The organism is Propionispora hippei DSM 15287 (assembly GCF_900141835.1).
Lineage (GTDB): Bacteria > Bacillota > Negativicutes > Propionisporales > Propionisporaceae > Propionispora > Propionispora hippei.
Genome location: NZ_FQZD01000032.1, coordinates 1 through 12,230 on the forward strand (window position 1 = coordinate 1; position 12,230 = coordinate 12,230).

Genomic DNA, 12,230 nt, shown 5'->3' on the forward strand with positions numbered 1-12,230 from the left:
GTCACAAAGGAAGCGGAGCTGACAGTTCTTTTTAAGAAGGCAGGGAAGCTTCCTGGCAAGACTTTCCCGCTCGGGAAAGTAGCGATATTTCTTGATTTCCTTAGCCACTGTACTGGGATGCTTAGTGATTTTTCTGGCAATAGAAGCCAGAGATTCACCGTCCAATAAGCCTTTCTCAATCTTAATGCGTTGGGTCGTTGACAAGTGTTTGCCATCATACTTCGTGTTAGCCATAATGACCTCCTGTGTTGCGGAGGAATCCACTGCCTATTCATTGTACCAAAAAGTAGTGCAAGACTAACAGCATCAAACACGAATTAACTACTGCAATCAAGAACTTACCTTTTCATTTTACCGCCAGAGTTGAATTTTTTCCTTGACTTGGAGTAAACTCTAGATGATACAGTAAAGCTATACAGTGTGGCTATCAGAGAGCGAACATTCCAGTAGATAGAGAGGTGAGTGGCTTGAATATCGCCGAAGTCAGTAGGAAATTCGATCTTTCCCAGGACACACTCCGCTATTATGAACGTATTGGCTTGATTCCCAGTGTGGCCCGTAATAAAAGCGGCATCCGGGACTACTCGGAGGAAGACTGCCGGTGGGTGGAGTTCATTAAATGCATGCGCAATGCCGGATTGCCGATTGAAGTGCTGATCGAATATGTGACGCTTTTTCAGCAGGGCGAGGATACGGTAGCCGCCAGGAAAGAGCTGCTGCTTGAACAGCGCAGGCAGTTATTGGCGCGGATGGAAGATATGCAGCGCACGCTGGAACGGCTTACTGTGAAGATTGACCGCTACGAACAATCAGTTATTGTTAAAGAGCAGGAATTAAAAAAGGCGGGAGATTGAAGCTGCTATTGTTTTGTATAGATTAAACAAGGATGGGAGACCGTTACAGAGCGATGGGTAAAGAACTGATTATATTGTTTTTGCTGGTGAGCGGCGGGATAGCGGCGCTTATCTGGCTGTATTTGAGACAACCGCAGTTTGGCCGTTTGCCGGCCGGAAGCTATCTGAAAAAGCTGGTAATGTCCCCCCATTATGCCAACGGGCAGTTTCAAAATCTGCTGCCCACGCCGATGCTGGTGGAGGATACCAGCCTGGTCACCTCACTGGTAAAATTTGTGCTGGCCCAAAGGAAACGGCCGGTTCCGAACGAGCCTGTTCCTTCGGTTAAGATTGATTTACTGACACTGGATGGCAGGCAGGATGTGGTCATTTGGCTGGGACATTCTTCGTATTTTTTGCAGCTTGGCGGCAGGCGAATTCTCATTGATCCGGTGTTCAGTTCCTATGCATCACCGGTCCCCCTGGTGAATAGGGCGTTTGCCGGAGCTAATCCCTATGCTCCGGACGATATGCCCGGGATCGACTGTCTTTTGATTTCACACGATCACTGGGATCATCTTGACTATCCAACAGTAATGGCCCTGCAAAGCAAGATCAGGCAGATTGTCTGCCCCCTTGGCGTGGGTGGCTACTTCTTGCAGTGGGGCTTCGCGCCGGAGTGCATCCACGAGGGCGACTGGTTTGACCGGGTGGAAGTAGCTGCGGGCTTGACGGTAGAACTGTTGCCGGCCCGGCATTTTTCCGGCCGTCTGTTGACCAGGAACAGAACCTTATGGGCCGGTTTTGCCTTGCTGACCGCACAGCGGCAGGTGTACTACAGCGGGGATGGCGGTTATGGACCACATCTGAAAGATATTGGCGACAGGTTCGGTGGTTTTGACCTGGCGATCATGGAAAACGGTCAGTATGATCAACGTTGGCGTTATATTCACATGTTTCCGGAAGAGGTCGCTCAGGCGGCTGTCGATGTCCGGGCCCGGGACGTACTTCCTGGGCACACGGCGAAATTTGCCCTGGCCAACCACCCCTGGGATGAGCCGTTCCGGCGGATTACAGCGGCCAGTGAGTATAAGCCGTACCGGTTGCTGACTCCGGTCATTGGCCAGCCGGTGCTGCTTGATGATAAAGAGCAGCCGTTTAGCCATTGGTGGGAAACAATTCAATAGTTTATAAACAGGAAGGAGCGTAACTCTGGCGGTAAGCCACAAGATTTTGGGGAAAACCCTGTAATAAGCCTGTCCCAGGTGAAGGCTAAATAACACAACAGCCAAGGCTGCCGTAAACCGGCTGGCTTGGCTGTTGTTGTTTATGCCGGGGAGTTGTGTGGCCAGAATACAGGAAAAAGCGCAGGTTGTGCTGATTGCCAATGTCATGCTACGGCGGTAAATACGGCGCTGATTGCGGGAGAACGTAAAAATTGTCCCGAATTTGCCTCGCAGGTGGTCATCGTCTACTGTCCTTAGCACAGTGACGCTTACCTTGTTTATTTTTCCTGGCCGGTGATTGTATCCTGTGGGATAGATATATCAACCGAGCTTTAGTCTTCCTGGTGATCGGACGGGAGTTGTTCGGCGACAATCTGCGCCACATGCTTGACTTTGATCTGCGGTGCTTGCTGGTCGAGGCCACCTTGCCATTGCAGCATGCAGGACGGACAGGCGACTGCCAGGACCTCGGCCCCGCTGGCTTTAAGACTGTCAATTTTTTTCTTAAGCAGAGATTTAGAAAGTTCCGCTTGCTTTAGGCCAAAAGCCCCGGCCATGCCGCAGCAGGTGTCGCAATGGCTCATTTCAATTAGGCGGTAGCCGGGCGCTGCTTCTAACAACTGGCGCGGTTCCCGGTAGATGCCAAGTCCCCGTTTTAGATGACAGGAGTCGTGGTAAGCTATCGCTTGTTGGCCGGAAGTCTTTTGCAGGCGTCCGGTTTTTTGGTATTCTGCAGCAGTAAAGCTGGTAAACTCGCGGATTTTGGCCGCCAGCTCTTTGGCGCGGCGCTGCCAGTCAGGCTCCTGGTTAAACAGTTCGACATACGTTGTATGCCAAGTCTCGGCGCAGGTGGGACAGGCGACGATGATATGGTCAACCTGTGCTTCCTCAAAGGCCAAAATATTTTGACGAGCCATTTTTTTTGCAGTTTCCACATCGCCCATGCCGATGACCGGCTTGCCGCAGCAGTTTTGTTGTCGGGGAAATACTATCGTCAGATTAAGCTCCTGCAATACCTTGTAAACCGCTTCACCAATTTCGGGAAAGATGAAGTCGATGTTGCAGCCGCTGAAGAAGGCTACCCGTCCGACCGGGCGGGCGATCGCCCTGTTCAGTTGGGCAGCGCGGTCGCGAAAAGGCGTGGCGGCTATGGTGGGCAGGCTGCGGTCTTTGGTCAAACCGGCGAGAAATAAGGGGAGATGGCGGATGACTGGTCCGGACTGAAAGGGCTTTTGGCCGAGGGAAGCCAAACGAAGCAAGGAATGGAAGACCATCCGGTTGGCCAAAATATGCTGAAAAACAGTTTTTAAACCGACTGGCAAGCCTTGTTCTTTTACAAAGCGGCAACGAAGTTCTTCAATTAACCCGGGTATATCAATTTTTCCCGGACATATCTCGGTGCAGCGGCGGCAACCAATACACATTTCATTGATTTTGTTGAAATCCTCCATGCTGCTCAGCAGTGCCGTGAGAATGGCACCGATGCCGCCACAGTAAATATGTCCGTAAACATGACCGCCGACTAATGTGTAGATCGGGCAAACATTCAGGCAGGAGGAACAGCGTACGCATTGATAAATTTGCCTGAACTTATCGTCTTTGGCCGCTTGCAGGCGACCGTTGTCAAGCAGGATGATATGAAGCTCCTTTTGTTGTTCCACCCATTGCCCGTCCTTATTTACCAGCGCCGGCACCGGACCGGAAATCATACTCATATAGCTGGTCATTAACTGGCCGGTGGCACTACGCGGTAAACTGCGCAGAATGGGTATCGCATCCTTGACGGCGGGAATTAATTTTTCGTAGCCGATAATGACCACCTGGACAGGCGGCAGGCTGGACACCAGACGGGCGTTTCCTTCGTTGGTCACCAGGCCGATGGCGCCGTTTTCGGCAATTCCGAAATTGGCGCCGGTTATTCCCAGGTCGGCTTGTAAAAATTCCTCACGCAGCACGGTACGTGCTTCCTGTACCATGTGAGCAATGTCCGGCTCCACCTGTTTAGCCAGCTCTTGCGAAAAATAGGCGGCGATCTGGTTTCGATTTAAATGGATGGCGGGCATAACCATATGGGAAGGTTTCTGACCGGCGATTGAAAGAATCCATTCGCCTAAATCGGTTTCCTTTACGTGAAAGCCTTGGTCAATGAGAAATTGATTCAAATGGATTTCTTCCGTGGCCATTGACTTGGATTTTACGATACGCTTAACCTTCTTGGCCCGGCACAAATCCAGCAGATATTCCTTCAGTGCGGCGGCGTCTTTGGCGCGAAATACCGTGGCTCCCCGTTTAGCGGCCGCTTGTTCAAAGCGGTCGGCCACTTCCTCAATATGCTCTGCCGTGTGCATTTTCATTTGTCGGACCGTTTCACGCAAGGCGTCGATATCCTCGACATTCTCGTAGGCTTTTGCCCGGGCAGACGGATAAGCGGTGGCAAAACGAGATAGCGAGCCGCGTAATATTTCGTCGTTTAATTTTTCATGGATTTCCTGTTTCAGATTGCGGGTATTACCGTCCATAGCTTTCTTCCTCCTCTGGGCACTCCGTATGATTGATTCCGATGATTAGTAAGCGACTGGGACCGTGGACACCGATAGTCAGTACGCGCTCAATGTCCGATGTCCGGCTGGGGCCGGTGAGGAAGCTAATGTAGCCCTGCCGGAATACCTGGGCGAGAATATCAAAGGCAGTGGCTACGTCGGATACAATGTGATTGCTGTTCAGCAATAGGATGCAAAGCGGCGGCAAGGTGGTTACCAGGCGTTCTTCAATAGCCAGCGCGTCTTCGCAGACGCTGCCTGTTTCGGCGATGCCGAATTCCACGGCGGCTATACCAATATCCGCGGTGTCAGCCTGTTGGCGAATGCCGGCGGGATCGGTTATCAAGGCAATGCCGCGAGACTTGGCGGTATGTTTGATTAATGGAGTCAAAGCTTGGTTGGCGATAACTATTTTTTTGGCCGAAACTGATTTTATTTCGTCCCGGATTTTTTGGCGGGCTTGTGCCAGAGTGTCGACTCGTAGTACAGTGGCACCGGCCATTTCGGCCCGCCGTGCGAATTCTTCCCAGTACACGGCGCCTATGTTTTCCTCGGGGAAATACTCCGCCCAGTTTGCATATACTTTTTTCATCATTCACAGCCTACTTTCTTATTTTGGTATGGTGGTCTGACCACACACTTCCTATTGAAGCGAATTTATCAGTGCTTAGCTCTATTATAACAGGTGGTATGGTGGTCTGACCAGTTGTTTTTTGTCATTCCGCAAACCGGGATGTGAGCCGACGGGTGGACGAATGGGAGCGGGTGTTGTATGATATAAAGAATAAGCGATGCAACGTTCTGATGAAGGGTGATCAAATTGACGGAGGAGCTCATGTATAAGCCTGTTAGAACGAAAAAGGTATATGAAGAAATCATCGGGCAAATCAAGCAGCTGATTGCGGCCGGCAAGCTGCAGCCGGGCGACAAGCTGCCGTCGGAGCGTGATTTGTCGGAACAGCTGAATGTAAGCCGCGCGTCCATCCGCGAAGCGTTGAGCGCTCTGGAAATGATGGGGGTGATTGTGATACGGCCGGGAGGCGGCAGTTTTGTTCAACAGGTATCTTATGAAGGTATGTTGGGCTCGCTGTCTTTTTTGCTGCAGGTAAATTTGGAGGACGTGATGCAACTGCTGGAAGTCCGGAAGATTCTGGAGGTTGAAATTGCCGCGTTGGCCGCCAGTCGGGCGACGGATCAGGATTTGGAGGATATCCGGCAAGCCTTGCACCGGATGGCGGATGCGGCGTATGCGCAGGAAAGCGGCGATGAGGCTGACGCCGAGTTTCACTATGCCGTAGTTAAGGCGGCCCATAATCCGATCCTGCTCAGGCTGATCAACACCATTTCCGACTTAATGGCCAACACCTTCCGATTTTCCCGGCAGAAAATTTTTTTAGTGGAAGGGATGCCGAAAACCTTGTACGATTCCCATTGCCTGATTTTTAAGGCTATTCAGGAAAAGCAGCCGCAGCAAGCGCGGACCTGTATGCATGAGCATTTGACCATGGTGGAGACTATCATGGTCCGGCAGAAGCGTGGCGGGGTTGGCGAAATACCGGCCGCCGACGGGCCGTAGGCTGGCGGGTGCATGCATATTTGCCGGTCGGGGCAGCGTGAACATTCACGGGAAAATGCGCCGGCCGGTTCAGTAAGCTGGGGGAGATGACATTATGCCGATTAAAATTCCGAATAATTTGCCTGCGGTACATACGCTGGAACAAGAGAATATTTTTGCGATGGATGAAGACCGTGCCTACGCGCAGGACATTCGTCCGCTGCGCATTTTGCTGCTAAATCTGATGCCGACCAAAATTGTTACCGAGACGCAGTTGCTCCGGCTCCTGGGCAACTCACCGCTGCAGGTGGAGTTTGATTTTATGTATACGGCAACGTATGAACCCAAAAATACGCCGCAGGAGCATCTGGTTAAATTTTACGAGACCTTCGACGCAGTCAAAAACCGCAAATATGACGGCATGATTATTACCGGGGCACCGGTAGAGCAAATTCCCTTTGAAGATGTGGCCTACTGGGAGGAACTGTGCGCCATTATGGACTGGAGCCGGAAAAACGTGTATTCGACGCTGCATATTTGCTGGGGTGCCCAGGCAGCGCTCTATCATCACTATGGAATTCCTAAATATCCGCTTAAACAAAAAATGTTTGGCGTCTTTGCCCATACGGTGAATATCAAGGAAAAGATGTTATTCCGTGGCTTTGACGATGTGTTTTATGTGCCTCATTCCCGCCATACCGAGGTAAAACGGGAGGACATTGAAAAGGTGCCCGATTTGACCCTGTTATCCGAGTCGGCAGAAGCCGGTGTTTATGCGGTGATGGATAAAAAACGCCGTCAATTCTTTATTACCGGTCATTCGGAGTATGATCCGCTGACGCTGAAGGCCGAATATGACCGTGATGCCAGCCAGGGACTGTCTATTCCGGTGCCGGTTAATTACTATCCTAATGATGACCCGGCGCAAACGCCTGTGGTACGGTGGCGCAGCGCCGCCAATTTGCTGTTTACTAACTGGCTGAACTATTATGTATATCAGGGAACGCCGTTCGATTTGAATAAACTCAATGATGAAGGCGAATTAAACGGCCTTTTTGGGGATGGAATCTAATCTAAATAATAATAACTCCCGCCTATGATAGGCGGGAGTTATTATTATGCCTGATGGCGCAGCCGTATTTATGTTGGTTTTAGATAGAAAACCCAAAGCGTTCTTTTAGAAATTGGATGAAGACCTCGGCAATTGCCGGATCGAACTGAGTGCCGGAACAATGCCGGATTTCTTCCACCGAGGCCTCCAGCGTCACAGGCTCCCGGTAGCACCGGTGGGTGGTCATGGCGTCAAAGGAATCGCAGACTGCCAGCATCCGGCTTAGCAGTGGAATGGAAGTGCCGCTGAGCCCCGACGGATAGCCATTGCCGTCGTACCGTTCGTGGTGGTGACGCATGATCGGGACAATGAAGTCGGCCCCTTCCACGGCGGCCAGCATAGCGGCGCCCTGTTCAGCGTGTTCTTTCATAATGCTGAATTCTTCAGCGGTCAATTTGCCGGGCTTAGTGAGAATGTATTCGGGAATTTTAATTTTGCCGACATCATGAACGAGGCCGACAATAAAGGCGAGACTGATTTCGTTGGAGTTCATACCTAACTGGCTGGCCAGGCCGGCCATGAGCTCTGCCACATGCTCCTCATGCATAGAGGTATAGGGATCGCAATAATACACTTCCCGGCAAAAGGCCTCAATAGCATCCATGTTTACTTTGTCGATGATTGGTACGTTACTTTGCACTGGCTCGTTCACTGTACCCTCGCTTGTTTTGCAATAATTTTTAATGGACATTCTATTTAAGGAATATTCTGGGTAATTCTACATAAGCGACAGGCTTTCCTTCCGGGCAGTCAATCTTTTTTCCGTCTGTGCCATTGACGGAACGACTAACCGCAGGGCATTGTAATCTTTGCAATATCCGGTATAATAAAAAGCGAATCAGTTATTTACCGGATTATAGGGGGAGGTTCCGTGACTAAGATAAGCAATCGACGGGAAAGAAAGAAAAGAGATTCTAAAAATGCCATTATTGAAGCGGCTGTTACGCTGTTTGCTCAAAAGGGCTATAATGATACATCCATTGCCGAAATTATGAGTGAAGCCGACTTGGGGCTGGGAACTTTTTATAATTATTTTCAGTCCAAGGAAGAAATATTAAAGCATTTTCTGGCTGAAATAACGCTGAACATTAACCAGTCCTACACCAAATTGCTGCAGGAGCCCCGGCCGGCCGCCGAGGTGCTGTCCGAGATGTTTTTATTGACCGGCCGTATCCTGGATCAAAACCGTTTTGTGCTGCCTTTGTTTTTGAGCGCCGCCGCCAGAGGAGCGGGTGGCAAGCCCCATGCTCCGTCGCCGGGCCGGCTGACTTTTAAAAGCATTTTCCTCAGTATTATTCAGGACGGACAGGCAAAAGGTGAATTCCGGTCGGATATCCCGGCTGAAGTGATTACGGAAATGTTTCATGCCGTGTTTCAGGCCGCTTCATTCAGCAGTCTGGACATCGGGTTTATGGAGAATATTGAGTACAAGCTGAACATTATTCTGACCGGTCTGGCAGCGGGTGGCCGGCAGCCGGCTTGACCCGCCTGGCGTAGGCCGGCTTTGGAAAATTAATGCGCGGACATTGACCGGGCTGTGACGGCATGGTAAACTACACTTAATAGTGAATGTGATTCAGTTATGAATTATATTCTGTTTTGATGGACAAATTACAATAAATCGAGATAGGTGCAGGTGGATAAAACAAATGATAAGCGTCACGAAATTGTTATTTTCGACCGATTATTTCGGCGATGGATTACGGTATAATCATGCGTCACGGGGCGCGCGGCACGGTGTTACAAAAGGAGCTGGCCCGGTAGTGGTCTGGAATTCCACTAAGACCTGCAATCTGCGCTGCCGTCACTGTTATATGGAATCGGATGCGCAAAAGTACCAGGGAGAGTTGACGACGGCGGAAGCTAGGCGGTTTATTGATGATTTGGCGGAGTTTAAAGTGCCTGTGTTGCTATTTTCCGGCGGCGAGCCGCTCATTCGGCCCGACTTTTTTGAACTTGCGGCATATGCGGCCGAAAAGGGTATCCGTCCGACGCTGTCGACCAACGGTACGCTTATCACAGCCGAGGTAGCGGCCCGGATCAAGCAGATCGGTGTGGGCTATGTGGGCATTTCCCTTGACGGACTGCGGGAAGTGAACGATGCTTTCCGGGGCAGGGAGGGAGCCTTTGCGGCGGCTATGCAGGGCATTCAGAACTGTGTGGCTGTCGGTCAGCGAGTTGGATTGCGCTTTACGATCAACAAGCACAATTTGCAGGAGTTGGAGCATATTTTCGACTTTATTGAAGAGGAAAATATCGACAGAGTCTGTTTTTACCATCTGGTGTACTCCGGCCGGGGCAATCAGATGCTGGATGAGGATGTGACACCGGCCGAATCACGGCAGGCAATGGATATCATTATTCGCCGGACACGGGACTTTGAACGGCGCGGTCTGGCCAAGGAGATTCTGACGGTTGACAATCACTGCGACGGCGTATACATGTACATAAAGGCGCTGGCGGAAAACAACCCTGCTTTGGCCGCCAGGATTAAGGAACTCATTTCAATGAACGGCGGCAACCGTTCCGGCATTGCCTTCGCCGAAGTCGATCCCAACGGCTATGTTCATCCCGATCAGTTTACGCAGCACTACACCTTCGGTAATGTACGGGAAAGAAAGTTCGGCGATATCTGGACCGATTTGAGCCATCCCGTTTTGGCCGGCTTAAAAGACCGTAAACCACTCTTAAAAGGCCGTTGTGCCGCCTGTCAGTATCTGGCCAACTGTAACGGCAATTTCCGTACCAGAGCCGAAGCGATTACCGGTGACTTTTGGGAATCCGATCCGGCCTGCTATCTTACGGACGAAGAAATCGGCATTTGCGGACAACAGCAGGATGCCGTATAAGGGCAGCAGAAGGAGCAACAAACTATGATTATTTCCTGGAATACCACCAACGCATGCAATATGTACTGTGATCACTGTTATCGTGACGCCGGCTGCAAAGCGGAGGAAGAATTAAATACGGCGGAAGCCAAAACCTTGCTGGAGCAAATTGCCCGGGCGGGGTTTAAAATTATGATTTTCAGCGGCGGTGAGCCTTTGACCCGTCCTGATATTGTAGAGCTGGTGGCCTATGCCACTTCACTGGGATTGCGGCCTGTATTCGGCACCAACGGCACCTTGATTACGCCGGATCTGGCAAAGCAGCTAAAAGCCGCCGGGGCAATGGGGATGGGCATATCCCTCGATTCGATGGATGCCGCCAAACACAACGAATTTCGCCGTTTCCCGGAAGCCTGGGAGGGTGCGGTGCGGGGTATGCGCAACTGTCGTGAAGCGGGGCTGGCTTTTCAGATTCATACGACGGTAATGGACTGGAACTCCCACGAACTGGAGGCTATTACCGATTTTGCCGTGGCCGAGGGCGCCGTGGCCCATCACTTCTTCTTTCTAGTGCCCACCGGCCGGGCAGCTTCGATAGAAGCTGAATCGTTGCGGGCCGAAGCCTATGAAGAGACGCTGACCCGGATTTTACAAAAGCAGAAGGAAGTGCCGATTGAACTTAAACCTACCTGTGCACCGCAATTTATGCGGATTGCCAAACAAATGGACCTGAAGCTGCGCTTTGGCCGCGGCTGTCTGGCCGGCACCTCTTACTGTATTATCAGTCCCAGGGGGCAGGTGCAGCCTTGCGCTTACCTGGATATGCCGCTGGGCGATGTAAGAAAAACGCCGTTTGATGAAATTTGGCGCAATAATGAAGTGTTTCAAAAGCTCCGGACTCTGGATTACCAGGGCGGCTGCGGTTCCTGTGAATATAAGCGGGCTTGCGGCGGCTGCCGGGCCAGAGCGGCCTATTATCACGAAGGCGACTATATGGCCGAAGAGCCTTGGTGCCTGTACCATGGCCGGAAGGGCGAATAGAGCCCTTGGCGGTTTGAAATTCTTGTATTAAGACCGTACACTGCTGCAGCTTGTTAAGCTGCAGCAGTTGCTGCTTTTGGGTGAAAGTATAGCATGGGAATATGATCATATCATATTCCCATGCTATACTTATTTTAGGCGATAGCAGATGAAGCTGGACCGTTTATTTAAGATAACTATTATGCTTGGATAATGTGTGGTAGCTTACCGCTTCACCTCGAACGGTGATGGTAGTTTTACTGATTCAGGTATAACGTATATTTAAAATTAAATATGACATATAGTTGTCTTGTTAGCTTGTGTACAATAAAGAAAATCATGGAATGCTAAAGGAGAAAAAATAATGAGTCATGTAACTGAAATTATCGAAAGCTTTCTCAAGGAAAAAAATAATTTTGATAGTGCAGCCTTTGTTGCCTGCTTTGCCGATGATGCCGTTGTTCATGATGAGGGGCAAGAACTGCTCGGTCCGGCTGCGATTAAGCGATGGATTGAAGCGAGCAATGCCAAGTATCAGGATACTATTGCCGCCGAAAGGATAGTTGAAGCTGACAATGAGACCATTCTTACAGCGCTGGTCACCGGAATTTTTGAAGGGAGTCCGGTTTTTCTCAACTTCCATTTTGTAATACGAAAAGGTAAAATCAGCCGCTTGCGCATTGAACCGACAAACAAGTGAAATCGCCGCTACGCGGACACTAAATGTAGATAGAGGAGGACGAGGCCATGATTATCAATAATCTCTTGTTAAAGCTAAAAGACAGAAGTCCTCAGAATATAGCGAGGGCACGGGAAGTGCTGCTAGGTATGAAGGGGAAAATGGAGGTTCTTGTTGAGTTAACTGTAGAAACCAATATTCGTTCAGGGCCGGCCGCATACGATATTTTATTGATCGCAAAATATAACACCATGGAAGATTTTGAAGCATATTTGATTCATCCGGTGCATGTTGAAGTAGGCAAATATATAGCCGGTGTGGTAGAAAGCAGTGCAAGCGTATGCTATAGGGCCTGATTAATTTGCAATGCGCGTCCTGAAGGAGCTTTTGCTGCCTTGTTGTGCCAGCGAACCCTTGAAAATAACTCCAACTATTCCT

13 protein-coding genes are annotated in these 12,230 nt (G+C 50.3%); 9 read left to right on the plus strand and 4 right to left on the minus strand.

Annotation, left to right across the window (positions count from 1 at the left end; translation table 11 throughout):
- The coding region (locus tag F3H20_RS14895; protein WP_149735706.1) for a helix-turn-helix domain-containing protein at nt 1–234 on the minus strand (234 nt) is incomplete at its 3' end.
- 233 nt (nt 235–467) lie between these two features.
- Here F3H20_RS14895 and F3H20_RS14900 point away from each other — a divergent pair.
- Both F3H20_RS14900 and F3H20_RS14905 read left to right on the plus strand, forming a co-directional pair.
- Nucleotides 468–854: a MerR family transcriptional regulator gene (locus F3H20_RS14900; protein ID WP_149735707.1), complete on the plus strand. Its 387-nt coding sequence runs from the start codon at nt 468–470 to the stop codon at nt 852–854.
- A 53-nt stretch (nt 855–907) separates the two neighbouring features.
- A complete protein-coding gene (locus F3H20_RS14905; protein ID WP_149735708.1) occupies nt 908–2,020 on the plus strand; it encodes an MBL fold metallo-hydrolase in 1,113 nt (370 codons plus the stop codon).
- A 371-nt stretch (nt 2,021–2,391) separates the two neighbouring features.
- Here the strand turns inward: F3H20_RS14905 and ldhH are convergent, their stop codons facing one another.
- Nucleotides 2,392–4,578 carry an L-lactate dehydrogenase (quinone) large subunit LdhH gene (ldhH, locus tag F3H20_RS14910; RefSeq protein WP_149735709.1) on the minus strand — a complete coding sequence of 729 codons (2,187 nt, stop codon included), beginning with the start codon at nt 4,576–4,578 and terminating at the stop codon, nt 2,392–2,394.
- Nucleotides 4,568–5,194: a LutC/YkgG family protein gene (locus tag F3H20_RS14915; RefSeq protein ID WP_223191786.1), complete on the minus strand. Its 627-nt coding sequence runs from the start codon at nt 5,192–5,194 to the stop codon at nt 4,568–4,570. The genes ldhH and F3H20_RS14915 overlap by 11 nt, the downstream gene beginning before the upstream one ends.
- Before the next feature lie 240 nt (nt 5,195–5,434).
- On the opposite strand from F3H20_RS14915, the gene F3H20_RS14920 reads away from it, so the two are divergent.
- Together F3H20_RS14920 and metA are read left to right on the plus strand one after the other, a co-directional pair.
- Nucleotides 5,435–6,175, plus strand: a complete 741-nt coding sequence (locus tag F3H20_RS14920) for a FadR/GntR family transcriptional regulator (RefSeq protein WP_149735710.1) — start codon at nt 5,435–5,437, stop codon at nt 6,173–6,175.
- A gap of 94 nt (nt 6,176–6,269) precedes the next feature.
- The gene (gene metA / locus F3H20_RS14925) at nt 6,270–7,226 is read left to right on the plus strand and encodes a homoserine O-acetyltransferase MetA (protein WP_149735711.1); all 957 of its coding nucleotides are present in this window, start codon (nt 6,270–6,272) and stop codon (nt 7,224–7,226) included.
- 79 nt (nt 7,227–7,305) lie between these two features.
- Here the strand turns inward: metA and F3H20_RS14930 are convergent, their stop codons facing one another.
- Nucleotides 7,306–7,917 carry an HD-GYP domain-containing protein gene (locus F3H20_RS14930; protein WP_188128359.1) on the minus strand — a complete coding sequence of 204 codons (612 nt, stop codon included), beginning with the start codon at nt 7,915–7,917 and terminating at the stop codon, nt 7,306–7,308.
- A 219-nt stretch (nt 7,918–8,136) separates the two neighbouring features.
- Here F3H20_RS14930 and F3H20_RS14935 point away from each other — a divergent pair, with 219 nt between their 5' ends.
- The 5 genes from F3H20_RS14935 (at nt 8,137) to F3H20_RS14955 (ending at nt 12,148) form a co-directional block, all read left to right on the plus strand.
- The gene (locus F3H20_RS14935) at nt 8,137–8,748 is read left to right on the plus strand and encodes a TetR/AcrR family transcriptional regulator (RefSeq protein WP_149735713.1); all 612 of its coding nucleotides are present in this window, start codon (nt 8,137–8,139) and stop codon (nt 8,746–8,748) included.
- Nucleotides 8,749–8,914: 166 nt separating this feature from the next.
- Entirely contained in the window at nt 8,915–10,114 is a 1,200-nt protein-coding gene (nirJ1, locus tag F3H20_RS14940) for a putative heme d1 biosynthesis radical SAM protein NirJ1 (protein ID WP_149735714.1), read from the plus strand.
- A 24-nt stretch (nt 10,115–10,138) separates the two neighbouring features.
- Nucleotides 10,139–11,134: a putative heme d1 biosynthesis radical SAM protein NirJ2 gene (nirJ2, locus tag F3H20_RS14945; protein ID WP_149735715.1), complete on the plus strand. Its 996-nt coding sequence runs from the start codon at nt 10,139–10,141 to the stop codon at nt 11,132–11,134.
- A gap of 343 nt (nt 11,135–11,477) precedes the next feature.
- Nucleotides 11,478–11,813 (plus strand): nuclear transport factor 2 family protein, encoded by a 336-nt coding sequence (locus F3H20_RS14950; RefSeq protein ID WP_149735716.1) that lies wholly within the window; start codon nt 11,478–11,480, stop codon nt 11,811–11,813.
- 47 nt (nt 11,814–11,860) lie between these two features.
- Nucleotides 11,861–12,148 (plus strand): Dabb family protein, encoded by a 288-nt coding sequence (locus F3H20_RS14955; protein ID WP_149735717.1) that lies wholly within the window; start codon nt 11,861–11,863, stop codon nt 12,146–12,148.
- Nucleotides 12,149–12,230 lie beyond the last annotated feature (82 nt).

What these genes read in the sequence shown, in the direction of transcription:
- F3H20_RS14905 (WP_149735708.1), top strand. Translation starts at nt 908, where the DNA reads ATGGGTAAAGAACTGATTATATTGTTTTTGCTGGTGAGCGGCGGGATA.
- ldhH (WP_149735709.1), bottom strand. Translation starts at nt 4,578, where the DNA reads ATGGACGGTAATACCCGCAATCTGAAACAGGAAATCCATGAAAAATTA.
- F3H20_RS14915 (WP_223191786.1), bottom strand. Translation starts at nt 5,194, where the DNA reads ATGATGAAAAAAGTATATGCAAACTGGGCGGAGTATTTCCCCGAGGAA.
- F3H20_RS14920 (WP_149735710.1), top strand. Translation starts at nt 5,435, where the DNA reads ATGTATAAGCCTGTTAGAACGAAAAAGGTATATGAAGAAATCATCGGG.
- metA (WP_149735711.1), top strand. Translation starts at nt 6,270, where the DNA reads ATGCCGATTAAAATTCCGAATAATTTGCCTGCGGTACATACGCTGGAA.
- nirJ1 (WP_149735714.1), top strand. Translation starts at nt 8,915, where the DNA reads ATGATAAGCGTCACGAAATTGTTATTTTCGACCGATTATTTCGGCGAT.
- nirJ2 (WP_149735715.1), top strand. Translation starts at nt 10,139, where the DNA reads ATGATTATTTCCTGGAATACCACCAACGCATGCAATATGTACTGTGAT.
- F3H20_RS14950 (WP_149735716.1), top strand. Translation starts at nt 11,478, where the DNA reads ATGAGTCATGTAACTGAAATTATCGAAAGCTTTCTCAAGGAAAAAAAT.
- F3H20_RS14955 (WP_149735717.1), top strand. Translation starts at nt 11,861, where the DNA reads ATGATTATCAATAATCTCTTGTTAAAGCTAAAAGACAGAAGTCCTCAG.